General features: G+C 66.8%; 24 protein-coding genes. 12 read left to right on the top strand and 12 right to left on the bottom strand.

Features of this window, described 5'->3' with window-relative positions:
- Nucleotides 1-279, bottom strand: coding sequence for a hypothetical protein (locus tag MXB90_RS01645; protein ID WP_250040192.1), 279 nt, complete (start codon nt 277-279; stop codon nt 1-3).
- 95 nt (nt 280-374) lie between these two features.
- Here MXB90_RS01645 and MXB90_RS01650 point away from each other — a divergent pair, with 95 nt between their 5' ends.
- Nucleotides 375-1,667, top strand: coding sequence for an acetylornithine deacetylase/succinyl-diaminopimelate desuccinylase family protein (locus MXB90_RS01650; protein WP_250040194.1), 1,293 nt, complete (start codon nt 375-377; stop codon nt 1,665-1,667).
- A 6-nt stretch (nt 1,668-1,673) separates the two neighbouring features.
- Here MXB90_RS01650 and panC read toward each other — a convergent pair whose 3' ends face one another.
- Both panC and panB read right to left on the bottom strand, forming a co-directional pair.
- On the bottom strand, nt 1,674-2,513 hold the full coding sequence (gene panC / locus MXB90_RS01655; protein WP_250040199.1) for a pantoate--beta-alanine ligase: 840 nt from the start codon (nt 2,511-2,513) through the stop codon (nt 1,674-1,676).
- Entirely contained in the window at nt 2,510-3,334 is an 825-nt protein-coding gene (gene panB, locus MXB90_RS01660) for a 3-methyl-2-oxobutanoate hydroxymethyltransferase (RefSeq protein ID WP_250040202.1), read from the bottom strand. Before panB ends, panC begins: the two co-directional genes overlap by 4 nt.
- A gap of 227 nt (nt 3,335-3,561) precedes the next feature.
- On the opposite strand from panB, the gene MXB90_RS01665 reads away from it, so the two are divergent.
- Nucleotides 3,562-5,034, top strand: a complete 1,473-nt coding sequence (locus MXB90_RS01665) for an ABC transporter substrate-binding protein (protein ID WP_250040205.1) — start codon at nt 3,562-3,564, stop codon at nt 5,032-5,034.
- A gap of 80 nt (nt 5,035-5,114) precedes the next feature.
- On the top strand, nt 5,115-5,456 hold the full coding sequence (locus MXB90_RS01670) for a cupin domain-containing protein (RefSeq protein ID WP_250040208.1): 342 nt from the start codon (nt 5,115-5,117) through the stop codon (nt 5,454-5,456).
- Between the two features lie 18 nt (nt 5,457-5,474).
- On the opposite strand, the gene MXB90_RS01675 is transcribed toward MXB90_RS01670, so the two are convergent.
- Nucleotides 5,475-6,317 carry a L,D-transpeptidase gene (locus MXB90_RS01675; RefSeq protein ID WP_462982188.1) on the bottom strand — a complete coding sequence of 281 codons (843 nt, stop codon included), beginning with the start codon at nt 6,315-6,317 and terminating at the stop codon, nt 5,475-5,477.
- Nucleotides 6,318-6,509: 192 nt separating this feature from the next.
- Here MXB90_RS01675 and MXB90_RS01680 point away from each other — a divergent pair, with 192 nt between their 5' ends.
- From MXB90_RS01680 to MXB90_RS01705, 6 genes are all read left to right on the top strand, one after another.
- Nucleotides 6,510-7,454, top strand: coding sequence for an ABC transporter permease (locus tag MXB90_RS01680; RefSeq protein WP_250040210.1), 945 nt, complete (start codon nt 6,510-6,512; stop codon nt 7,452-7,454).
- Nucleotides 7,451-8,266 (top strand): ABC transporter permease, encoded by an 816-nt coding sequence (locus MXB90_RS01685; RefSeq protein ID WP_250040212.1) that lies wholly within the window; start codon nt 7,451-7,453, stop codon nt 8,264-8,266. Before MXB90_RS01680 ends, MXB90_RS01685 begins: the two co-directional genes overlap by 4 nt.
- The gene (locus MXB90_RS01690) at nt 8,263-9,936 is read left to right on the top strand and encodes an ABC transporter ATP-binding protein (RefSeq protein WP_250040215.1); all 1,674 of its coding nucleotides are present in this window, start codon (nt 8,263-8,265) and stop codon (nt 9,934-9,936) included. Before MXB90_RS01685 ends, MXB90_RS01690 begins: the two co-directional genes overlap by 4 nt.
- Nucleotides 9,933-11,393 carry an aldehyde dehydrogenase family protein gene (locus MXB90_RS01695; RefSeq protein ID WP_250040217.1) on the top strand — a complete coding sequence of 487 codons (1,461 nt, stop codon included), beginning with the start codon at nt 9,933-9,935 and terminating at the stop codon, nt 11,391-11,393. The genes MXB90_RS01690 and MXB90_RS01695 overlap by 4 nt, the downstream gene beginning before the upstream one ends.
- Nucleotides 11,394-11,549: 156 nt before the next feature.
- Complete coding sequence (locus MXB90_RS01700) at nt 11,550-12,287, top strand: glucose 1-dehydrogenase (protein ID WP_250040219.1); 738 nt, start codon at nt 11,550-11,552, stop codon at nt 12,285-12,287.
- Nucleotides 12,288-12,386: 99 nt separating this feature from the next.
- Complete coding sequence (locus MXB90_RS01705) at nt 12,387-13,379, top strand: P1 family peptidase (protein ID WP_250040221.1); 993 nt, start codon at nt 12,387-12,389, stop codon at nt 13,377-13,379.
- On the opposite strand, the gene MXB90_RS01710 is transcribed toward MXB90_RS01705, so the two are convergent.
- A complete protein-coding gene (locus MXB90_RS01710) occupies nt 13,369-14,151 on the bottom strand; it encodes an alpha/beta hydrolase (protein ID WP_250040223.1) in 783 nt (260 codons plus the stop codon). The two genes, MXB90_RS01705 and MXB90_RS01710, sit on opposite strands and share 11 nt — an antisense overlap.
- Before the next feature lie 87 nt (nt 14,152-14,238).
- On the opposite strand from MXB90_RS01710, the gene MXB90_RS01715 reads away from it, so the two are divergent.
- Nucleotides 14,239-15,717 (top strand): NAD-dependent succinate-semialdehyde dehydrogenase, encoded by a 1,479-nt coding sequence (locus MXB90_RS01715; RefSeq protein WP_250040226.1) that lies wholly within the window; start codon nt 14,239-14,241, stop codon nt 15,715-15,717.
- A gap of 140 nt (nt 15,718-15,857) precedes the next feature.
- Here the strand turns inward: MXB90_RS01715 and MXB90_RS01720 are convergent, their stop codons facing one another.
- The 3 genes from MXB90_RS01720 to MXB90_RS01730 are packed head-to-tail and all read right to left on the bottom strand — an operon-like array spanning nt 15,858 to nt 18,444.
- Nucleotides 15,858-16,442, bottom strand: a complete 585-nt coding sequence (locus MXB90_RS01720) for a DUF1190 domain-containing protein (RefSeq protein WP_250040227.1) — start codon at nt 16,440-16,442, stop codon at nt 15,858-15,860.
- Between the two features lie 11 nt (nt 16,443-16,453).
- Nucleotides 16,454-17,623: a glutathionylspermidine synthase family protein gene (locus MXB90_RS01725; protein ID WP_250040229.1), complete on the bottom strand. Its 1,170-nt coding sequence runs from the start codon at nt 17,621-17,623 to the stop codon at nt 16,454-16,456.
- Between the two features lie 53 nt (nt 17,624-17,676).
- Nucleotides 17,677-18,444 (bottom strand): DUF1013 domain-containing protein, encoded by a 768-nt coding sequence (locus MXB90_RS01730; protein ID WP_250040231.1) that lies wholly within the window; start codon nt 18,442-18,444, stop codon nt 17,677-17,679.
- 135 nt (nt 18,445-18,579) lie between these two features.
- Here MXB90_RS01730 and MXB90_RS01735 point away from each other — a divergent pair, with 135 nt between their 5' ends.
- Complete coding sequence (locus tag MXB90_RS01735) at nt 18,580-19,212, top strand: ribonuclease T2 (protein ID WP_250040233.1); 633 nt, start codon at nt 18,580-18,582, stop codon at nt 19,210-19,212.
- Here MXB90_RS01735 and MXB90_RS01740 read toward each other — a convergent pair whose 3' ends face one another.
- Nucleotides 19,213-20,199 (bottom strand): NAD(P)H-quinone oxidoreductase, encoded by a 987-nt coding sequence (locus tag MXB90_RS01740; RefSeq protein ID WP_250040236.1) that lies wholly within the window; start codon nt 20,197-20,199, stop codon nt 19,213-19,215. It abuts the gene before it with no gap.
- A complete protein-coding gene (locus MXB90_RS01745; RefSeq protein WP_250040239.1) occupies nt 20,196-20,864 on the bottom strand; it encodes a COQ9 family protein in 669 nt (222 codons plus the stop codon). The genes MXB90_RS01740 and MXB90_RS01745 overlap by 4 nt, the downstream gene beginning before the upstream one ends.
- A gap of 105 nt (nt 20,865-20,969) precedes the next feature.
- On the opposite strand from MXB90_RS01745, the gene rpsU reads away from it, so the two are divergent.
- Complete coding sequence (gene rpsU / locus MXB90_RS01750; RefSeq protein WP_011748553.1) at nt 20,970-21,176, top strand: 30S ribosomal protein S21; 207 nt, start codon at nt 20,970-20,972, stop codon at nt 21,174-21,176.
- 309 nt (nt 21,177-21,485) lie between these two features.
- On the opposite strand, the gene MXB90_RS01755 is transcribed toward rpsU, so the two are convergent.
- Both MXB90_RS01755 and MXB90_RS01760 read right to left on the bottom strand, forming a co-directional pair.
- Nucleotides 21,486-23,177 (bottom strand): methyl-accepting chemotaxis protein, encoded by a 1,692-nt coding sequence (locus MXB90_RS01755; protein ID WP_250040243.1) that lies wholly within the window; start codon nt 23,175-23,177, stop codon nt 21,486-21,488.
- A gap of 29 nt (nt 23,178-23,206) precedes the next feature.
- Complete coding sequence (locus tag MXB90_RS01760; RefSeq protein ID WP_250040245.1) at nt 23,207-23,500, bottom strand: hypothetical protein; 294 nt, start codon at nt 23,498-23,500, stop codon at nt 23,207-23,209.
- Nucleotides 23,501-23,524: the final 24 nt, after the last annotated feature.

Here is a 23,524-nt window from a genome sequence, read left to right on the forward strand (position 1 = left end):
TCATGCATAATTGACCAGATAGACCACCAGCGCGACCACCGCGATCGGAACGATGAACACCAGCCAGATCAGTTTCTTGCGCAGGCTTCGTTCATAGGCCCGCATCCCTTGCTCGATATAGGCATCGCGCTCAAAGGTTGCAGCCCCCGGATCGGTGCCCGCATCCCAGCGCTTTTCCAGTCGTTCGCGCGTCGTCGAACGGGAATAGGCCGATACCATCACATAAATCAGGATCAGAACCAGACATCCGAAAAACGCCAGCTGGATAAGTGCGATCATCGTTTCTCTCCGCTATTGCCCCGACCTTAGCGCCTTTGTGCGCCCCGGGCCACGCCGGACTTGCCCGGCGCCGATCGCCCCGCTAGCTTTCCGCCATGGAAAACCGGATCGCCCAGGAAATCGCCGCCCGCCGCACCGATCTGATCGCGCTTGCGCAGGATCTGATCCGCATCCCGACGCTGAACCCGCCGGGGCGGAACTATCGCGAAATCTGCGATTATCTGGCCGCGCGGCTGGAACCGCAGGGCTTTGCGATCCAGATGGTGCGCGCCATCGGCGCCCCCGGGGATAGCGACAAATATCCCCGCTGGAACATCGTCGCGCGGCGCGACGGCGCGGCGTCGGGGGAATGCGTGCATTTCAACTCGCACCACGATGTGGTCGAGGTCGGCCACGGCTGGACCCGCGATCCGTTCGGCGGTGAACTGGATGACGGCAAGATCTATGGCCGCGGCGCCTGCGACATGAAGGGGGGCCTGGCCGCCAGCATCATCGCCGCCGAGGCCTTCATCGCCGCCTGCCCCGATTTCACCGGCGCGATCGAGATTTCGGCCACCGCGGACGAAGAAACCGGCGGCTATGGCGGGGTGGCCTATCTGGCCGAACGCGGTTTCTTCGCGCCCGACCGGGTGCAACACGTCATCATCCCCGAACCCTTGCACAAGGACCAGATCTGCCTTGGCCATCGCGGCGTCTGGTGGGCGGAAATCGAAACGCAGGGCCGCATCGCGCATGGGTCGATGCCGTTTCTGGGCGACAGCGCGATCCGCCACATGGGCGCGGTTCTGGCGGAAATCGAGGACACACTTTACCCCCTGCTGGCGGGCAAGCACACGGCGATGCCCGTCATCCCCGAAGGCGCGCGGCAATCGACGCTGAACATCAATTCAATCCACGGCGGCGAACCGGAACCCGAACCCGGTTTCACCGGCCTGCCCGCGCCCTGCGTGGCCGACCGCTGCCGCATCATCATCGACCGCCGCTTCCTGATCGAGGAAGACCTGGCCGAGGTAAAACGCGAGGTCACCGCCCTGCTGGACCGCGTCAAGGCCCAGCGCCCCAGCTTCAGCTATGAAATCCGCGACCTGTTCGAGGTCCAGCCGACGATGACCGACCAGAACGCCCCCATCGTGCGGTCCACCGCCGCCGCGATCGAGGCAGTGCTGGGCCGTCAGGCGCGCTATGTCGTCTCACCCGGAACCTATGACCAGAAGCACATCGACCGGATCGGGCGACTGAAGAACTGCATCGCCTACGGGCCGGGCGTTCTGGCGCTGGCGCATCAGCCCGACGAATGGGTCGGCGTCGACGACATGGCCGACAGCGCCCGCGTCATGGCGCTGGTGCTGGCGGAATTGCTGGCGCCGCCGGAACGGGCGCCGCGCTGACCGCAATCAGACCGCGATATTGTCGATCAGCCGGACATCTCCCAGCCAGACCGCCGCCAAAAGCCGGGCCGGTTCGGACAGCGACGTCAGTGGGCGCAGCCCCTCAACCGACCGCAATTCCAGATATTCCTCCTGACCGAACCCTGCCCCCGCCAGCGCGACGCGTGCCGCCTCCAGCGCCTGTTCGATCTGCGTGCCCGCGCGGATCGCTTCGGCCGCGGCCTGCATCTGCGCGTGCAGCTGCGGGGCCAGCGCGCGTTCGGCCGCCGACAGGCGCACATTGCGCGACGACATCGCCAGACCATCCGCCTCGCGGATCGTCGGGCAACCGATGATGCGCACCGGAATGTTCAGATCGGCCACCAGCCGGCGGACCACCTGCAACTGCTGCCAGTCCTTTTCGCCAAAGAAGGCGCGCCCCGCCTGGGTCATGCCGAACAGCTTGGACACCACTGTCGCCACGCCGTCGAAATGCCCTGGGCGGAAGGCGCCCTCCAAGGGTTCCGACACGCCCGTCACGGATACCGTGGTGGCAAAACCATCAGGATACACCTCATCCACGCCTGGCGCGAACAGAACATCCACCCCTTCCGCCTGCAGCAGGGCCAGGTCATGCGCCTCATCCCGGGGGTATTTCTTCAGATCCTCGGGGTTGTTGAACTGCATCGGATTGACAAAGATCGTCACGATCACCCGATCCGATTGCGCGCGCGCCGCGCGGGCCAGGCTAAGATGCCCGTCGTGCAGCGCGCCCATCGTGGGCACCACGCCCACCAACATGCCGGACCGTTTCCATCCGGCGACCTTTTCCTGCAGCTCGGCGCTGGTGCGGATCACCTGGGTCATTTCATGCCCTCATCGGCAAAGACATGTTCGGGGCCGGGAAAGCGGCGCGCGCGGACCTCATCGGCATAGGCGGCCACGGCGGCCTCGGCTGCGGCACCCAGTTCGCCAAAACGTTTCACGAATTTCGGTTTGAAATCGGTGAACAGGCCCAGCATGTCATCGACCACCAGAACCTGCCCGTCACAGCCCGCCCCCGCGCCGATGCCGATGGTCGGGATCGGCAATTCCGCCGTCACCGCATCGGCCAGCCGCGCGGGCACCTTTTCCAGCACCACCGCAAAGGCGCCCGCGTCGGCCACGGCGCGGGCATCGGCGCGCAGGCGTTCGGCATCGGCGCCCCGGCCCTGCACCTTGTAGCCGCCCAGCGTGTTCACCGATTGCGGCGTCAAGCCGACATGGCCCATCACCGGAATGCCGCGCGCCACCAGAAAGGCGATGGTGTCGGCCATGTGCCGCCCACCTTCCAGCTTGACCGCGCCCGCCCCGGTTTCCGCCATGATCCGCGCGGCATTGCGAAAGGCCTGCTCGGGGCCTTCCTCATAGCTGCCAAAGGGCATGTCCACGACGATCAGCGCCCGCGATGCGCCACGCGCCACCGCGCGGGCGTGCAGGATCATCATCTCCATCGTCACGCCAAGGGTCGAGGGCAGGCCATGCAGCACCATCCCCACCGAATCCCCTACCAGGATCAGATCGCAATGCGCATCCACCAGCCGGGCCACCGGCGTGGTATAGGCCGTCAGGCAGACAATCGGCGCGCCGCCCTTCTGCGCGGCAATATCGGCGGGCATCCGTGCGCGGGCCTGTCCGGTGACACTCATGGCGACCTCCCTCGGGTTTCCTCGGCACGGGTCTTAAAACGTTAATGCGCGGGAAGAAAGAATATTTCTTCTGCAACGCAGAACGCGCAATCTTTTCCCGATTGGTCAAAGCGGGCGCGCCAAATTGCTTGATCGGCGCCCGTGATCGGGTCAATCATGCGCCAAAAGCAGGGGCACGCAGGCCCCTGCGGGCCGCGATTATGGCCCTGCAATCAAGGGGAAGCCTGATGATCCATCGCCTGACCATCTCTGCCGCCATTGTCGCGCTATGCACGGGAACCGCCCTTGCCGCGCCGGATGCCATCACGCTGGGCATGGTGCTGGAACCGCCAAACCTTGACCCGACCGCCGGCGCCGCCGCCGCGATCGACGAAGTGGTCTATGCCAATGTCTTCGAAGGGCTTACACGATTCGGCCCCGATGGCGCGATCAAACCGGGCCTGGCCGAACGCTGGGATGTGTCCGACGACGGCACCGTTTATACCTTCCACCTGCGCCAAGGCGTGCGCTTTCACGATGGCAGCGGCTTTGACGCCGAGGACGTCCGGTTCACCCTGGACCGTGCCCGCGCCGAAGACAGCGCCAATGCGCAAAAGGCGCTGTTTGCCGGCATCGCCTCGGTCGAGGTGGTGGACCCGGCCACGGTGCGCGTGACGCTGTCGGCGCCGGACGGGGCGTTCCCCTTCAAGATGGCCTGGGGCGATGCGGTGATCGTGGCCCCCGAAACCGCCGCCGACCTGGCGACCCGGCCGGTCGGTACCGGCCCCTTCAGCTTTGGCCAATGGGTGCAGGGCGACCGTGTCACGCTGCAGGCCTTTGCTGACTATTGGGGCGAAAAACCGGCGCTGCAAAACGCCACCTTCCGCTTCATCCCCGACCCGACCGCGGCCTTTGCGGCGATGATGGCGGGCGATGTGGATGCCTTCCCGAACTTTCCCGCCCCCGAAACCCTGCCCCAGCTTGAGGCCGACCCCCGCTTCAAGGTCATCGTCGGCTCGACCGAGGGCGAGACGATCCTGGCGATGAACAACCGCAAGGCCCCGCTGGATGATGTCCGCGTGCGCCAGGCCATTTCCCATGCGATCAACCGCCAAGAGGTGATCGACGGCGCGATGTTCGGCTATGGCACCCCGATCGGCACCCATTTCGCGCCGCACAACCCCGATTATCAGGATCTGACCGGCCTGTCCGCGCATGATCCCGACAAGGCCCGCGCCCTGCTGGCCGAGGCGGGCGTGGCCGATCTGACCCTGCGCCTGGCGCTGCCGCCGCCGACCTATGCCCGCCGCGGCGGCGAGATCATCGCGGCCCAGCTGGCGGCCGTGGGGATCAAGACCCAGATCACCAATCTGGAATGGGCGCAATGGCTGGAACAGGTGTTCAAGGGCAAGGATTTCGACCTGACCATCATCAGCCATACCGAACCCGCCGACATCGATATCTACGCGCGTGAAGATTACTATTTCGGCTATGCCCGGCCGGAATTCGTGACCCTGATGGGCGAACTGGGCCGCACCGCCGACCCGGCCGAACGCAGCGGCCTGCTGAAATCCGCGCAGGAAATGATCGCGCAGGATTACGTCAATGGCTATCTGTTCCAGCTGGCCAAGACCGGGGTTGCCGATGCCCGCATCGAAGGGCTTTGGGAAAACGCCCCCACCCAGGCCAATGACCTGACGCAGGTGCGCTGGACCGACTGACCGGGCGCGGGCGGCCCGGACCGGCGCCGCCCGCCCTGTTTTCCCAAAGCCAGGCCAAGGCACCCATTGTGAAAGACCCGATGAACCTGTTTCCCCTGACGCCCGCCGCCGCCGAACCCGAGGTTACCCGCCCCGATCCCGCCCGGGTGCTGGCGGGCGATCCGGTCCACACCACCTGGAATGCCGAAGACCGCGACGGGCTTTATTGCGGCATCTGGCAATCCACCCCCGGCACCTGGCGCATTGCCTATGACGAATGGGAATATTGCCGCATCCTGGCCGGGCGCTCGGTGATCACCGGCGATGACGGCACCCGGCTGCAGGTCGGGCCCGGCGACAGCTTTGTGATCCGCCCCGGGTTTACCGGAACTTGGCAGGTGCAGGAAACCACGCGCAAGGACTATGTGATCGTGCTGCGCTGACCCCCGGGGCAGGCACCCCTAGCCCGAGGTGCCGCGCAGTTCCGCATCGCGGATGGCACGCGCCCGCGCCTCGGCCTCGGCAACGTCGGCAGGGACCACCGTGCCCGCCGCCAGCGCCGCGCGATCCGCCTCGATCGCGGCAACATCGCTGGCCGGCACCAGATAGCCCGAGGACAGTTCTACCATCGGCCCTTCCAGCGCCAGGCTTTCGGCGCGCGTGCGCACCTTGATCCGCGTGCCAAGGTCCATTTCGTCATACAGGTCGATGATGTCCTGATTGAACAGCCGGATGCACCCCGCCGAGGTCGCCTTGCCGATCGAACTTGGGTCCATCGTGCCGTGAATGCGATACATCGTGTCGCGCCCGTTGCGATACAGATAAAGCGCCCGCGCGCCCAGCGGATTATCAAGCCCCCCCGGCAGCCCAGCCGCCAGCGGGCCGTAAAGTTCGGGGTCCTGCCGGATCATGTTCTTGGTCGGCGCCCAATAGGGATATTCTTCCTTGCGCTGCACCACCGCCGACCCGGTGAACCCGCGCCCTTCCTGGCCCACGGCGATACCAAAGCGCATCGCCAGCCCGGGTTCGGTGACGTGATACAAAAGCCGCGCATGGGGATCGACGACGATCGTGCCGGGCGCCTCGGGGCCCTGATATTTGACCCAGCGGCGCTTGTTCCGCTCGGTCAGATAGGCGGGGCTGACCGCGGGGATCACCCGTTCGCCATCCTGACGCGCCTGATATTCGACGGGCACCGCGGCGCCACGGCTGCTTTGCGTGGGCGCCCCGCCGCAGGCGGCAAGCGCCACCAGAAGAAGCATGCCCAGGCCCGGGCGGATGGAACGGATGAAAATGGCTTTCACGACAGTCGGTCCCTGCAAAAAACGATTCCCGCGCGCATCGGGTCCCGCTATCAGCGCCCGCCACGCATGGCCCGTCAACCCCGCCGGGGCGCAAAGGTTCCCCCGGCGCGCGAAAAAACCTTGCCGCCCGGCCAGTTGCACATCTTGACCACGCGCGCGCGCCGGGCCAGCCTTCGCCCGAAGGGGGACCCGATGACGCGCTATCTGATCAACCGCGCCCTGTCGCTTGCGACAAGCCTGATCGTGGCCAGCCTTGTCATCTTTGCCATGATTGAGGTGATCCCGGGCGATCCGGCGTCCTACATGCTGGGCCTGAACGCAAGCCCCGATACGGTGGCGGCCCTGCGTGACACGCTGGGCCTGAACCAGTCGCTGCCCGCGCGCTACCTGTCCTGGCTGGGCGGGATGCTGCGCGGCGATTTCGGGATTTCCTATACCTACAAGGTGCCGGTGGCGGATCTGGTCGCCGACCGGCTGGCCGTGTCCCTGCCGCTTGCCGCGCTGGCGCTGGCGCTGTCGACGGCGCTTGCGCTGCCGACGGGGCTTGTGGCGGCGGCACGGCGCGGGCGGGCGACGGATGCGGCGGTAATCGGGGCCACACAGCTGGGCATCGCGGTTCCGAACTTCTGGTTCGCGATGCTTCTGGTGCTGGTCTTCGCGGTGCAATGGCGGCTGTTCCCGGCAGGCGGCTTTCCGGGCTGGGCCGATCCGCTGGCCGGCTTGCGCGCGCTGACGCTGCCCGCGGTGGCGCTGGCCCTGCCCCAGGCGGCGATCCTGGCGCGCGTTCTGCGATCGGCGCTGATCGAGACGATGGGCCAGGATTACATCCGCACCGCCCGCGCCAAGGGGCTCAGCCAGGGTCGCGCGCTGACCCGGCATGCCTTCCGCAACGCCCTGATCCCGGTGCTGACCATCCTGGGCATGCAGTTTTCCTTCCTGCTGGCGGGGGCGATCATCATTGAAAATGTGTTCTACCTGCCCGGCCTTGGGCGGCTGATCTTTCAGGCGATCACCCAGCGCGACCTGATCGTGGTGGAATCGGTGGTGATGATCCTTGTGCTGGCGGTGATCCTTGTGACCTTCCTGACCGATCTGGCCTATGCCGCGATCGACCCAAGACTAAGGCACCGCGCATGAAGCCCGCCCTGATCCTTGGCGCCGCGCTGTGCCTTGCGGCCTTGACCGCGGCCCTGCTGTCGCTGGTCTGGACCCCGCATGACGTGACCCAGATGGCCATCGCGCAACGCCTGCAGCCGCCGTCGCTGGCGCATTGGGCGGGCACCGATCATTTCGGGCGCGACATCGCCTCGATGCTGATGGCGGGGGCGCGGACCTCGCTGGCGGTGGCGCTGGTGGCGGTGGGCATCGGGATGGGCCTTGGCGTACCGCTGGGCCTGACCGCCGCCGCCCGCCGCGGCGCCTGGGCGGATGAGCTGATCATGCGCGGCAACGACCTGATCTTTGCCTTCCCCAGCCTTGTGATCGCCATCCTGATCACCGCCGTCTTCGGCCCTTCGGCCACCAACGCAATCATCGCCATCGGCATCTTCAACATCCCTGTCTTCGCCCGCGTCGCGCGGGCCGGCGCGCTCAGCCTGTGGACGCTGGATTACATCCGCGCGGCACAGGTGGCGGGCAAGGGGCGGGCACGGATTTCGGCCGAACATATCCTGCCCAATATCGCCAACCTGCTGATCGTGCAGGGCACGATCCAGTTCTCGCTGGGTATCTTGGCCGAGGCGGGGCTAAGCTATGTGGGCCTGGGTGCGCAGCCACCGATCCCCAGCTGGGGCCGAATGCTGGCCGAGGCGCAGACGATGGTGACCTTGGCCCCCCATGTGGCACTGGCGCCGGGCCTTGCGATCGTGGCCACGGTGCTGGGGCTGAACCTGCTGGGCGATGGCCTGCGCGATGCGCTTGACCCGCGGCTGCGGGGGCGGCTTGCATGACGCTGCTGTCGATTCAGGATCTGTCGGTCCGCATCGGGTCCACGCAGATCCTGTCGGAAATCTCGCTGTCCATCGCGCCCGGAGAAACGCTGAGCATCGTCGGCGAAAGCGGCTCGGGCAAGTCGATGACCGCGCTGGCCGCCATCGGCCTGCTGCCCCAGGGCGCCCGCGCCGCCGGCCGCGTCGTCCTGGAAGGCCAGGATCTTCTGTCGCTGCCCGAACGCGCCCTGTGCGGCCTGCGCGGCAACCGGATCGGGATGATCTTTCAGGAACCGATGACGGCGCTGAACCCGTTGATGACCATCGGCGATCAGGTGGCCGAAACGCTGCGGGTGCACAAGGCCATGCCCCGGGCAAAGGCGCTTGCGATCGCGCGCGACCGGCTGGACCGCGTCGGCCTGCCCGCCCCCCGCTTTCCGCTGACGCTCTATCCGCACGAACTGTCTGGCGGCCAACGCCAGCGCGTCGCCATCGCGCTGGCCATCGCCGCAGGCCCCAGGCTTCTGATCGCGGATGAACCCACGACGGCATTGGATGTGACGACCCAGGCGCAGATCCTGGATCTTCTGCGCGATCTGGCCGCCGAAGAGGACATGGCCCTGATGCTGATCACCCATGACCTGGCCGTCGTGGCGGGCATGGCCGATCGCGTTGCGGTGATGAAATCGGGCCGGATCGTGGAAACCGGCCCGACCGAGACCCTGTTCCGCACCCGCGCGCATCCCTATACCGCAGCACTGTTCGCGGCCTCTGCCCCACAAAGCCCCCCCCCCGCGCCCCCGGCCCCGCCGGCGGATCATGAGTATTTGGACCAAGAAGAAGCGGCAGGGTCTTCTTCTTGGCAAAAATACTCAAATTCCCCGGCACAGGCGGGCGCGCCACTTCTGGTCGTGGACCGCGCCCGACGCACCTATCGGCTTGCGCGCCCCACCCCCTTTGCCCCCCACCCCGACCTGCACGCGCTGGCAGATGTCAGCTTCAGCCTGCAGGCCGGGGAAAGCCTGGGCCTGGTGGGGGAATCGGGCTGTGGCAAGTCGACGTTGACGCGCGCGATCTTGGGGCTTGACCCCCTGCAGGGCGGGCAGATCCGGCTGGCCGGGCACGCTGTCGGGCCCGCGATGCCGGGGCAGCAACGCGCGCAGGTGCAGGTCGTGTTCCAGGATCCCTATGGCAGCTTCAACCCCCGCCACCGGGTTGAGCGGCTGATCGCCGAGCCCTTCCATCTGACCGGCCGCCCCGCCGACTGGCGCGACCGCGTCGCCGAAAGCCTGCGCGAGGTGGGGCTGTCGCCTGATGACGGGCGCAAATACATCCACGCCTTTTCCGGTGGCCAGCGCCAGCGCATCGCCATCGCCCGCGCGCTGATCATCCGCCCCGCGCTGATCGTTCTGGATGAGGCCGTCTCGGCGCTGGATGTTCAGGTCCGCCTGCAGGTGCTTGACCTGCTTGCCCGGCTGCGCGACAGCCACCGGCTGTCTTACCTGTTCATCTCGCATGACCTGTCGGTCGTGCGCCAGGTCACGTCACGGGTGCTGGTGATGCAGGCGGGCCGCATCGTCGAGGCCGGTCTGACGGAAACCGTCTTCACCGCGCCAAAGCACGCCTATACGCAACGGCTTCTGGCCGCGACCCCACGCATCCCCCCCGCCTGGCTGGAGCAAAGCCCATGACCCAAGACCTTCTGCGCCAAACGCTCTGGTTCGATCCCGCCGAGCTGCTGATCGGCGGGCATTGGCGCCCCTGCGATCGGCATCTGCCGGTCGAGAACCCCTCGACCGGGCAGATCATCGGCCAGATCGCCCGCGCCGATGCCGCCACTGTCGATGAGGCCGTCACCGCGGCACGAACCGCGCTTGCAGGTGACTGGGGCCGCCTTGGCGCGGCCGAGCGTGGCCGCATCCTGGCCCGCATTGGCCGGATCGTCAGCGACCGGGCCGAGGCGCTGGCGGTGCTGGAATCGCTTGATGTCGGCAAGCCGCTGGCACAGGCGCGGGCCGATGCGCTGGCGCTGGCGCGCTACATGGAATTCTATGCCGGTGCCGCCGACAAGGTGATGGGCCACACGATCCCCTATCAGCACGGCTATACCGCCTATACGCTGCACGAACCGCATGGTGTCACGGCCCATATCGTGCCCTGGAACTATCCGATGCAGATCATCGGTCGTTCCGTGGGCGCGGCGCTGGCCATGGGCAATGCGGCGGTGCTGAAACCCGCCGAAGAGGCAAGCCTGACCGCGCTGGCCTTTGCCCGCATCGCCGTTGAGGCCGGGCTGCCCGCCGGCGCGCTGAACGTGATCCCGGGCTTGGGCGAAGAAGCCGGCGCCGCGCTGGCCGCCCATCCCGGTGTCAACCACATCAGCTTTACCGGATCGGTCGGGGTGGGCATCCGGATCCAGTCCGCCGCCGCCCGCAATGTGGTTCCGGTCACGCTGGAACTGGGCGGCAAGTCGCCGCAACTGGTCTTTGCCGATGCCGATCTTGATCGTGCCCTGCCCTTCCTGGTGAACGCGGGTGTGCAGAATGCCGGCCAGACCTGTTCGGCCAGCGCGCGCATCCTGGTGGAACGCAGCCGCCATGCCGAGGTGGTCGAGCGTATGGCCGCGCGCTATTCCCGGCTGCGCGTCGGCCCCGCACTGGCCGATCTTGACCTGGGGCCGCTGATCTCGGCACGCCAGAAGGCGCTCGTGGAGGGGTACATGGCCTTGGCCGGTGACCTGAGCGTTGCCGCGACCGGCACGATCGAGGCCGATGCCCCGCCCGGCGGCCATTACGTCGCCCCCCGCCTGCTGGCCGACGTGCGCCCCGATCACCGCCTGGCGCAAGAGGAAATCTTTGGCCCCGCCCAGGTGATCATCCCCTTCGACGACGAAGACGAGGCGGTGGCCATCGCCAATGGCACCGATTATGGCCTGGTCGCTGCCGTCTGGTCGGAAAATGGCGCCCGCCAGTTGCGGCTGGCGCGCGCGCTGCGGGCGGGGCAGGTCTATCTGAACAACTACGGCGCGGGCGGCGGGGTCGAGCTGCCCTTTGGCGGCACCGGAAAATCCGGCCATGGCCGCGAAAAGGGCTTTGAGGCGCTTTACGGGTTTTCAACGCTCAAGACCATCGCCGCCTGGCACGGCTGACCCTTTCGGCTTTGTCCAAATATTCCGGGGGGAGGCCTTGGCGCGCCCCGAATGGGCGCGGCAAGGCCCCGGGGGGCAGCGCCCCCCGCCCCCGGCACCGCTTGCCTCGCGGCGAAATTCTGACACTCTGGCCGGAAACAGCGAAGGACATTGCAGATGCGGTTGAAGGACAAGACGGCAATCGTGACCGGCGGGGCTTCGGGGTTCGGGGCCGGGATCGCGCGGCGCTTTGCCGCCGAAGGCGCGCAGGTCATGGTGGCCGACATCAGCCCCGCCGCGCAAGCGCTTGCCGATGAGATCGGCGGGCTAGCCTGGACCGTGGACGTCAGCCGGGATGCGGATGTGGCCGCGATGGCCCGCGCCGCAGCCGACAGATGGGGCGGGCTGGACATTCTGGTGAACAACGCCGGCATCACGCACCTGCCGCAACCGATGGAAGACGTGACCGAGGCCGAATTCGACCGGGTGCTTGCCGTGAACGCGAAATCGGTCTTTCTGACCGCGCGCCACATCGTGCCGATGATGAAGGCCGCCGGGCGCGGCGCGATCCTGAATGTCGCCTCGACCGCCGGGGTCAGCCCGCGCCCGCGGCTTAGTTGGTACAATGCCTCGAAGGGCTGGATGATCACGGCGACGCGCACGATGGCGGTGGAACTGGCGCCCTTTGGCGTGCGCGTCAACGCCATCAATCCGGTCGCCGGCGAAACACCGCTGCTGAAATCCTTCATGGGTGAGGACACGCCGGACATGCGGGCAAAGTTCCTGTCAAGCATTCCGATCGGCCGGTTCTCGACGCCCGAAGACATGGCTGCGGCGGCGCTATACCTGTGTTCGGATGAGGCCTCGATGGTGACAGGCGTGGCGCTGGAGGTCGATGGCGGGCGCTGCATCTGAGGGCGGCGGGGGGGGCGCTGCCCCCCGGCATTGCAGCCCCCGTGACGGGGGCCGCAACGCGCCCCCCGAGGTATTTGTGGCAAGATGAAAGGACAATGGATGAAGCCCGGCAGGCGCAACCTGATCACCGATGTCGAGGGCCTTCTGGTCGGCAATGCGCAGGACGGGGATCTGCGCAGCGGGGCCACGGTGCTTGTGGGCGCCCGCCCCTTCACGGCGGCGGTTCATGTGATGGGCGGCGCGCCCGGCACGCGCGAAACCGACCTTCTGGCGCCGGACCGTCTGGTGCAAGAGGTGGACGCGCTGGTTCTGTCAGGCGGATCGGCGTTCGGGCTGGACGCGGCTTCGGGCGTTGCCGAGGGACTGCGCGCCATGGGGCGGGGCTTTGCCGTTGGGGATATGCGCGTGCCGATCGTGCCGGGGGCGATCCTGTTCGATCTGCTCAATGGCGGCGACAAGGGCTGGACGGAAAACCCCTATGGTCGGCTGGGCCGGGAGGCGCTGAACGACGCGCGCCCGGATTTTGCGATCGGGTCGGTTGGCGCGGGATGTGGCGCAATGACGGGGGATCTGAAGGGGGGACTGGGGTCCGCCTCGGCGGTTCTGGACAGCGGGGTGACGGTGGGCGCGCTGGTCGCGGTCAATGCGCTAGGGTCGGTTGTGATGGGCGAGGGGCCGCAATTCTGGGCCGCGCCCTGGGAAATGGCCAGCGAATTCGGCGGGCTTGGGCCCGGCACCGCCCCCGCGCCGGGGCATGAGCCGACGCCCGCAAAACGGATGGGCGAGGCAACAACGATCGCCATTGTCGCCACAGATGCAGCGCTGACACAGGCGCAGGCCCAGCGCATGGCGGTGGCCGCGCATGACGGCATGGCGCGCGCGATCGTGCCCAGCCACACGCCGCTGGATGGCGATCTGGTCTTTGCCGTGGCCACCGGCGCGAGGCCCCTGGCCGATCCGCTGGCGGGATCCTTCGCGCTGGGCCATGCCGCCGCCTGCTGTCTGGCCCGGGCCATCGCCCGGGCGGTTCACGCCGCCACGCCGATGCCCGGCGATCTGCAACCGGCCTGGCGGGCGCGGTTCAGCCGATGAAGGCCGACAGAAGGGGGGACGGACCCAGCAACCCCTCGATCACGTCGAAATGGTGCCGGCCGGTGTCGATTGTCAGCGGGCAGGCCCAGGCCTCTGCCAGCCAGCGCGCCTGATCCAGGAAGGCGGGACGTTCGGCACCGCCCACCCAGACATGCACCGCAGCGCCGGACCGGGGGCGCAGATGCAGCGGGCTTTCGGCCCGCGCCTCGGCCGCATCGATCCGCAGATCGGCGTTCATCGTGGTCCGCATCAGCGGCGCCAGATCCGACAGGGGCGAGATCGGCACGACACGCGCGATGCGGGCCGCGACCGCTTCGGGCAGCGGCGGATCTTCACAGGCCAGCCGCGCGACCAGATGGCCACCGGCCGAATGCCCCGCCAGATGGATCGGCCCCGCGACCTGGTCCGCCAGCACCGTCACCGCCGCGCCCAGCTGCCGCGTGATCCCGGCCAACCGCGCCTGCGGCGCCAGCGTGTAGGCCGGCATCGCCACCGCCCAGCCCGCCGCCAGCGCGCCCGCCGCCAGATGCGCGAAATCCTCGGGCGAGAAGCGCAGCCAGTAACCGCCATGCACGATCACCGCCAGCCCCCGCGCGCCACCTGCGGGTTGCCAAAGCCAGGCCCATTCGCGCGCGGCCCGGCCATAGACGATCCGCCGGGGCGGGTGGGCTGCGCAAAAGGCCCCTGCCGCCGCCCGCCAGCGCGCCGGATAGGCCCCGCCATCCGGGATATGGGCCGCATTGGCATAGGCATCATCCAGATCTGTGGTCATCGTCGTCCCCCTTCCGTCTCGCTGGCGGGATGGACTTTGCCCCCACCGCATGGTTCCTTCCTACCATACCCAGGGAGGGAGGAAATCATGCTTGATACCGCGACCGATCTACGATCGCTGCTGAAGGACCCGACATTGCTGGCCACACGCGCCTATGTTGCCGGCGAATGGATCGCGGCCGACGACGGATCGACCTTTGCCGTCACCAACCCCGCGCGCGGCGATGTGATCTGCGAAGTGCCCAACCTTGGCCGCGCCGAGACCGCCCGCGCGATCGAAGCGGCGCGGATCGCGATGAAGGACTGGGCCGCGCGCACCGGCAAGGAACGCGCCGCCGTGCTGCGCCGCTGGTTTGAGCTGATGATGGAGAACCAGGACGATCTGGGCGCAATCCTGACCGCCGAAATGGGCAAGCCGCTGGCCGAGGCCAAGGGCGAGATCGCCTATGGCGCCAGCTTCATCGAATGGTTCGGCGAAGAGGCCAAGCGCATTTACGGCGAAACCATCCCCGGCCACATGCGCGACAAGCGCATCACGGTGATCAAGCAGCCGATCGGCGTGGTAGGCTCGATCACGCCGTGGAACTTTCCCAATGCGATGATCACGCGCAAATGCGGCCCGGCGCTGGCGGTGGGTTGCGGCTTTGTCGCGCGGCCCGCTGCGGAAACGCCGCTGTCGGCGCTGGCCCTGGCGGTGCTGGGGGAACGCGCCGGCCTGCCCAAGGGGATCTTCTCGGTCATCACCTCAAAGCGGTCGTCGGACATCGGCAAGGAGTTCTGCGAAAACCCCACCGTGCGCAAGCTGACCTTCACCGGATCCACCGAGGTCGGGCGCATCCTGATGCGGCAGGCCGCCGATCAGGTGATGAAATGCTCGATGGAACTGGGCGGCAACGCGCCCTTCATCGTGTTCGACGATGCCGATCTGGATGCGGCGGTGGAAGGGGCGATGGCCTCAAAGTTCCGCAACAACGGCCAGACCTGCGTCTGCGCCAACCGCCTCTATGTGCAGGCCGGGGTCTATGACGCCTTCGCCGCGAAATTGGCCGCGGCAGTGGAGAAGCTGAAGGTCGGCGACGGGCTTAAGGACGGCGTGACCACCGGCCCGCTGGTCAACATGGCGGCCGTGGAAAAGGTCGAAGAACATATTGCCGACGCGCTGGCCAAGGGCGGGGAAATCGTGACCGGCGGCAAACGCCATGAACTGGGTGGGTCATTCTTTGAACCCACCGTCGTGGCCAATGTCACCGATGCAATGCTGGTCACGAACGAGGAAACCTTCGGCCCCCTTGCCCCCCTGTTCCGTTTCGAGACCGAGGAAGAGGTGATCGAAAAGGCCAATGCCACGATCTTCGGCCTTGCCAGCTATTTCTATGCCCGCGACATCGGCCGCATCACCCGCGTTCAGGAAGGGCTTGAATACGGCATCGTCGGGGTCAACACCGGCATCATCTCGACCGAGGTGGCGCCGTTTGGCGGGGTCAAGCAATCGGGGCTGGGGCGCGAAGGATCGCACCACGGGACCGAGGATTACCTGGAGATGAAATACATCTGCCTGTCGATCTGATGCGTCGCGCGGGGGCTCTGCCCCCGCACCCCCGGAGTATTTTCGCCAAGAAGAAGGATCGTGCCGCCTTCTTCTTAGTCAAAATACTCCGGGGGGAGTCCGCAGGACGGGGGGGCAGCGCCCCCCTTGGCGGTCACCGTCTAGCCACCGACCGAGGTGCCGCGCGCCGTTGCCGTCTTGCCAAAGCCGCCGCGGCTTGCCACATCGGCGCGGGTCATGGGCGGCTTGCCGATGGTGGCGGGGGCCTTCGTGAAGGCATTTGTGGACAGCTTGCCCGATGCCGTGTTGGAACTGATCGCGGTGCCGCCGGGGGTGGCAAAGCGGCCTTCGCCGGTCTTGACCAACGGCTGGCTCATCACCCCGCGCCCGCCGCCCAGCATTGAGCCGAGCATGTAACCCGCCAGCAAGGGCAGGAAGGAAAAGCCCCCGCCGCCCTGGGCCTGCACCGCCGGATCGCCACCGCAAGCGCCTGCGCCATGTTCGGCCTCGCACAGTTCCAGGCTTTCATAGCGCGGCGCGGTTTCCAGATGGGTGGCCTGGGCCTCGGCGAAGGCCGTGTCGCAATCGGCCTCGGAGAAGAAGAAGTCGTTCTCGCTCGCGGCGGCCTTACAGCTTTGCACATCCGGGAAGGCGCGCGCGTCTGTTTCCTGCTCCTTGCAGGCCGATAGCCCAAAGGCGGCCGCGCCCAGAAGGGCGATTGCCACGGATTTCGAACGTTTCCTCATCGCGTCCTCCTTCAGGGCAGGATGTAATGCGGCTTGAACCGCGACAGGTTCTGGGTGATGCGGCTGCGGTCTTCGCGCAGGCCGATGCCCACGCAGTTATGCCCGACGATCCACGCGCCGATCACCGGGCGAAAGCCATCCAGGACCGGCAGGGGCTGATAGGCCTGCACGATGCGGGCGCCGCCATAGGTCGTGTCACCGGCGGCTTCGACGATCTGACCGCCCGAGAGAATTTCGACCGAGGCGCCTTCGCGCGAAAAGACCGGTTTGATCACGCGATTGACGAACAGGTCGGCGTCGGCGCTGGCCAGATCGGCCTCGAACACCGCGGGCAGCAGGTTGGGGTGGCCGGGGAACATCTGCCACAGCATCGGCAGGATTGCCTTGTTCGACACCAGCGCCTTCCAGGGCGGTTCCACGAACCGACAGCCCGAGGGCACGACATGGGCGGCGAAATCGTCGCGCAGCAGGTCTTCCCAGGGGTAGAGCTTGAACAGCGATCCGATCACCCGACTTTCGGCATCGGCGAACTGGCCCTCGGTCGTCAGGCCGATCTGTTCCAGGTCGGTGTAATGGGCGCCCAGCCCGGCCTCGCGCGCGGCCCAGGCCAAGGCCTCGACCGTGGCGTAATCTTCGGGCTGGTTCACCATGGCGGCGAAATGCACCTCGGTCCCACGGGCGAAAATCTCGGCGAACCGGGCCACCAGGGCCTCATGGATACCGTTGAACTGATCGGCGCCTTCGGGCAGCACGCCCGCCGCAACCTGCTGTTCCAGCCAAAGCCACTGGAACGCGGCGCTTTCATACAGCGCGGTCGGCGTGTCGGCGTTATATTCCAACAGCTTCGCCGGACCCTGCCCATCATAGGCCAGATCCATCCGGCCATAAAGTTCGGGTTCCCCCGCGCGCCAGCTATCGGCGACCAGATCCCAATGCGCGCGCGGAATTTCCATCCGCGCCATCAGCGCCTCGGACGCGACAATCCGGTCCACCGCCTCGCGCGTCAGGGCATGCAGGTCGGTGGCGGGGTCCTCGATGTCGCGCTCGATCTGGTCCAGCGTGAATTCATAGGCCGAGGTTTCATCCCAGTAGGGTTCACCATACATGTCGGCAAAGGTGAAACCCAATTCCTTGGCCTGGTCGCGCCAGTCCGGCCGTTCGGGCAGGGCAATCCTGCGCATGTCCATCCCTTCCCGCAAGATGGCCCGGGCGCGGACACCCGGGCCAATGCCGCTTAGCGGTTGTCTTCGTCTTCGTCTTCGCCCTCGCCCTCATCGGCATCGGGCAGGTTGAAGAAGCTGTCTGCATCCGAGAAATCGCGCGGATGGGCTTCCTCTTCCTCGGGGGTGCCCAGCGTGAAGTTTTCCAGCCCCTGGATCGCGGTGGGCAGGCGCGGTTCGGTGCCCATGGCCAGGCTTTGCTCGGTCGAGACCAGCTTGCGCCGTTCATCATCGGTCATCAGCCCGCCTTCGGCGGCCTTCTTCTTGGCGGCCTTCTGCACCTCGGCATCCAGTTCGGACTGGCGGCACAGGCCCAGCGCGACCGGGTCGATCGGGGTCATGCTGGCGATGTTCCAATGCGTGCGTTCGCGGATCGTCTGGATCGTGGGCTTGGTGGTGCCCACCAGGCGGGCGATCTGCGCATCGGCCAGTTCGGGGTGAAACTTGACCAGCCACAGGATCGCGTTGGGCCGGTCCTGGCGCTTGGACAGCGGGGTGTAGCGCGGGCCGCGGCGCTTGTCCTCGCCGGCCGAGGCGGGGTTGTATTTCAAACGCAGCTTGTAGAGCGGGTCTTTCTCGCCCTTTTCAATCTCTCTCGGGTCCAGCTGGTTCGAGCCGACCGGATCGAACCCCTTCACCCCTGCCGCCACGTCGCCATCGGCGATGCCCTGCACCTCCAGTTCATGCATGCCGCAGAAATCCGCGATCTGCTTGAAGGTCAGCGTCGTATTGTCCACCAGCCAGACCGCGGTCGCCTTGGCCATCAGGGGCTTGTTCGTCATCGGAGCCATCCTTTACAAATCTCTCCCGTGCCGTGAAATCGGCTGCGACCCCGGGTGCCTCCCTCGGTCGCGGTCCATTTCGGAAGGGGAATTGGGTCGCTATATAGTGCCGAACGTGACCGGAGGGAAGAGAAAATGATCCGAGCCGCCCTTGTGGCATTGATGCTGGCCCTGCCCGCCTGGGCCGAGGGCGAACGGGCCGGCGATTTCGACTATTACCTTCTGGCGCTGTCCTGGTCGCCCGGCTGGTGCGCCACCACGGGCGATGCCCGCGACGCAGATCAGTGCCATCCGCGCCACTACCACAGCTTTGTCCTGCACGGGCTTTGGCCGCAATATGACCTTGGTTGGCCATCCTACTGCCGCACCGGGGAACGCGACCCGACGCGCGCGCAGACCGCCGCAATGGCCGATGTCATGGGATCGGCGGGGCTGGCCTGGCATCAGTGGAAGAAACACGGCCGCTGCACCGGCCTGTCGGCAGAGGGCTATTTTGCCACCGCACGCGCCGCCTATGACAGCATCGTCATCCCCGAGGTCTTTGCCCGCCTGAACCGCGATGTGAAGCTGCCCGCCAGCGTCGTCGAGGACGCCTTCATCGAGGCGAACCCGGGGCTGTCGCGCAACATGATCACCATCACCTGCGACCAGGGCCGCATCCAGGAGGCGCGGATCTGCCTGACCCGCGACCTGAGCCCCCGGCCCTGCGGCGCAGACACGATCCGCGATTGCCGGAGGCGCGATGCCCTGATGGAGGCGGTGCGCTGATCAGCGCACCCGCAAGGCGATCTTGCCAATATGGGCGTTGCTTTCCATGCGCGCATGGGCGGCAGCGGCCTGATCCAGCGGGAATTCGCTGTCATGCACCACGCGCAGCTTGCCCGCCTGGACCATAGGCCAGACATGGGCGCGCAGGTCCGCCGCGATGGCCGCCTTGGCCACATCGGATTGCGGGCGCAGCGTTGACCCGGTGATCGACAGACGGCGCAACATGACCTGGGCAAAGTTGATCTCGGCCTTGGGGCTTTCCAGGAAGGCGATGAAAACCAGCCGCCCGTCATCGGCCAGGGCCTTGATATCGCGCGAAATATAGCTGCCGCCGACCATGTCCAGGATCAGGTTAGCCCCACCCTCGGCGCGCAGAACGTCGACGAAATCGGCCTGCCGATAGTTGATCGCGGTGGCGCCAAGCGCTTCGCAGGCCGCGCATTTCTCGGCCGATCCGGCGGTGGCAAAGACCCGCGCGCCAAGCGCCGTGGCGATCTGGATCGCGGTGGTGCCGATGCCCGAAGACCCGCCATGCACCAAGAACCGTTCGCCCGCCTTCAGCCCGCCCCGCGTCACCACATTGGACCAGACGGTGAAGCAGGTTTCGGGCAGGCAGGCGGCTGATTTCAGGTCGATCCCCTCAGGAACCGGCAGCGCATGGGCGGCCGGACAGGTGGCATATTCGGCATAGCCGCCGCCCGGCAACAGCGCGCAGACCCGGTCACCCACGGCCCAGCCACTGACGCCGGGGCCAATGGCCGCGACAAGGCCCGCCGCCTCAAGCCCCGGCAGATCCGAAGCGCCGGGCGGCGCCTTGTAGGCCCCGGCGCGTTGCAGGGCATCGGGACGGTTGACGCCTGCGTAATGCACCTCGATCAGGATTTCCCCGGCACCGGGCACCGGAACCGGGCGCGCGGCGGGGCGCAACACCTCGGGTCCGCCCGCACCAGCAATTTCCACCACGCGCATCTGTTCCGGCAACGTCATGCCCGCCCCCCCGTCATCGTTCCCGGCAAATCCCTGGCTGCCGATGGCGCGCGGATGCCGCCCAGCGCGCTGGCAAGGCCGGGCAGCTTGCCCTTGATCTTTTCGAACTGCATCACATCCGCGATCCGGCGATCCAGAAAGACCCAGGTATCGGCATAGCCTTCGCTTTCATCGGCCAGCCAGAACAGAACGGTCGCGGAATAGACCGCCGACAGCGTCGCCCGCTTGGTGTACCAGTTGTAATCCTCGCTGCTGTCACCCAGCGCCCGCCAGACCGCATCCGCCGTTTCCCAGATCAAACGCGCGCCGGTCAGCGCATGATGCGGCAGCGCGAACAGGGCCGCGCCGCGCCGCACCAATTCCGGGTCCGCCGCTTCCAGCCGCAGGCGCAGCGCCGTCGCGACCCTGTCGCGAAACCGCAGGCCGCCAAGATCGGTCGCGCCAAGCGCGGCCTCCATCGCGCGATCCCCCGATCGGTGATAGGCCACCGCAAGATCCACCGCGCCGCGCGGGCAGATCACCCGCGCCAGCGCGGGATCGACACCCGCATCCCGGACGGCTGCGTCAAACGCGGGCGCGGACCAGCCATCGAACGGAACATGGGGCAAGATCGCCTGCAACAGGTCGCTGCGCGTGCGATCCACATCCAATCGGTCGTTTTTCATGGCATTTCCCTTCACGCACAGTGGTAGACAAGCGGCCGCGCCTTTGCTATATGGCCGCTTCCTGCAACCGCATGCAACTCTAACTTAGGAAGGTGGTGACACCACATGCAGGTCAGCGTTCGCGACAACAACGTCGAACAGGCGCTTCGTGCTCTGAAGAAAAAACTTCAGCGCGAGGGGGTTTTCCGTGAAATGAAGCTCAAGCAGCATTTCGAAAAGCCTTCTGTCAAGAAAGCGCGCGAAAAGGCCGAGGCCGTTCGCCGTGCCCGTAAACTGGCACGCAAGAAGGCCCAGCGCGAAGGCGCTCTTTAAGCCCTTCACCGCGCGTTTCAGGCGACTGGAACAGCTGGCGGGTTCGCCCGCATCGATCAACCCCCGTGGCCAAGCCATCGGGGGTTTTTCTATGATCGGGCTTCTTTCATGCGGCCCTGGAAGGGCGCAAGCCCAAAGCGGCCAAGCCGCATGGCAGGAATGCATCTGGCCCGGGCCAACCAAGCGTCTTAACGAACGGGTGGGGCGGCACAGGTGCCAGATTCGCCAGCACAAGCCGCCTTAGCAGGCCCCGTCGGGCCCCAGCCCGCCCATTCGCAAGCGCCCGTCGCGGTCTGCGGGCATTGGGGGTCACCCGGTCTTGCGCATCGCCTCGGCGTAGCTGGCGCCCGAATCTGCCCCGATGCGGAACAGCGACATCGCGCGGCGAAGCTCTTCGGCCATAGCGTCAAGCGTCTGGGTCGCGGCAGAGGTTTCCTCGAACATCGCGACGTTTTGCTGGGTAACGTGATCCAGCTGCTCGACCGCGCCGTTGATATCGGTGATGGCAGAGGATTGTTCCTCGGCCGAACGGGCGATTTCCGCAACCCTTCCGCTGATCTGTTCGACCGCGCTGACGATTCGGTCGAGAGAAGCGACCGTCTTGTTCACAAGCTCTACCCCGTTTCTTACCTGCGCCTCAGAGGCGCTGATCAACCCGCTGATCTCGCGCGCCGAGGCCGAGGACCGCTGCGCCAGATCCCGCACCTCCGAGGCGACGACGGCAAAGCCCCGGCCAGCCTCACCCGCGCGCGCGGCCTCGACACCGGCGTTCAGCGCCAGCAGGTTGGTCTGGAACGCGATGTCGTCGATGACCGAGGTGATCCGGGCAATCTTGCCCGAGCTTTGCTCGATCTCATCCATGGCCCGGATCGAGGCGGCGACCACCTCGGAACTTTCGCGCGCAACGCTTTCCGCCTGCCCCGCCGCAGCCGCCGCTTCGGCCGCCACCTTGGCCGCAGATTGCACCGAAACGGTCAGTTCATTGATCGCCGCCGCGGTATTTGCCAGCGTCACCGCCTGCCGTTCGCTGTGATGGGACAGGCTTTGGGTGGCACCGTTGATTTCCCCGATCTGGGCCCGGATATCGCCGGAATAGCCAAGCGCGGTTGAGATGGCTTTCGCCAACTGATCGACCGCCAGGTTGAAATCGTGCGCGAGGGTCCGGTATTCGGCATCATCGATCGCATCCATACGCACCGACAGATCCCCCTGCGACAGATCATGCAGGGCGGCCTGAAGAATCTTGACGATCCGAGCCTGCCCTGCGGCCGTCGCGGCACGTTCCGCAGCCAACCGTTGTTCGGCATCAAGGGCCGCGGCATTGGCCTGTGTCGCGGCCTGTGCCTTCTCAACAGCATCGCGTCGCAGGCTTTCGGCCTCGGCGGCGGCGCGTTCGACCGCCGCCTTTTGTTCCCGCGCCTCGCGCATCCCGGCCTCGGCCTGATGCCGCGCGGCTTCGGCGGCCTCGGAGGCAATGGCCACCTCTTGCAGCCGCGCCTGAAGTGTCGCCGTCATCTGCTGGCGGTTGCGCACCGCGAAGACCAGAACGGCGGTCTCGACCGCCACGACAAGCCCATGGAACAGCGACCGCGCGACATTGGCGACGATATCGCTACTGGGATAGATCAGTTGCGGCATGGCGACACTTAGCACCAGATGGTGCACCAGGATCATGCCGGCGCCCAGAAGGATGGCCCGCACATCGACCAGCACCACCAGAACGGCCATCAGCGCAAAAAAGACCATGTGGCTGTCAATCTGCCAGGGATGACCGCTGAGCGCTGCAGTCAGCGCCACAGCCTGACCAATCAGTCCAAGCCCGACGATCGAGGCGGCACTGTCGGCGGCGGCATAGCGCCCGCCAAAGACCGCGGCGGCGGCGAAGGTCGCGGCGGTCAGGCTGGCAACCCAAGGGGCCGTTCCCACCCAGAACGCCACGGCTGTGACCACGACAGCCAGGATGACCGCGCCGGTCGAGAGCAAACGAATTTCGGGTTTCATGCTTTCCCCTTGACCGGGGATTTGAACGCTCATGTCGTGTCTCCGCAAATCCAGGATATCTTGGCCTGGTCAAGAACAAGCCAGGCGCCGGCGGATCGCAGCCGCGCCAGGAAATCGGGGCCATCCCCGGCCGCAAGGGTGGCAAACGGCGCATCGGTGGGGCCAATCGGCCAACCGCCCGCACGGCGGATCACAGCCTCTGGCGCGCGCCAGGGCGGGATCACGACAAGGAAGGGGCCATCGCCATCCGGCCGGGCCGCGGACAGGGCCGCCGCCGGGCCGGACAGCGCCGCCAGAAGAATCATCAGGGTTTCAAGTCGCATCGCCCGGCCTCCATCGGCCAAGGC

Origin of the sequence: Phaeovulum molybdatiresistens (assembly GCF_023544865.1) — a bacterium.
In the GTDB taxonomy this organism is placed as follows: domain Bacteria; phylum Pseudomonadota; class Alphaproteobacteria; order Rhodobacterales; family Rhodobacteraceae; genus Pontitalea.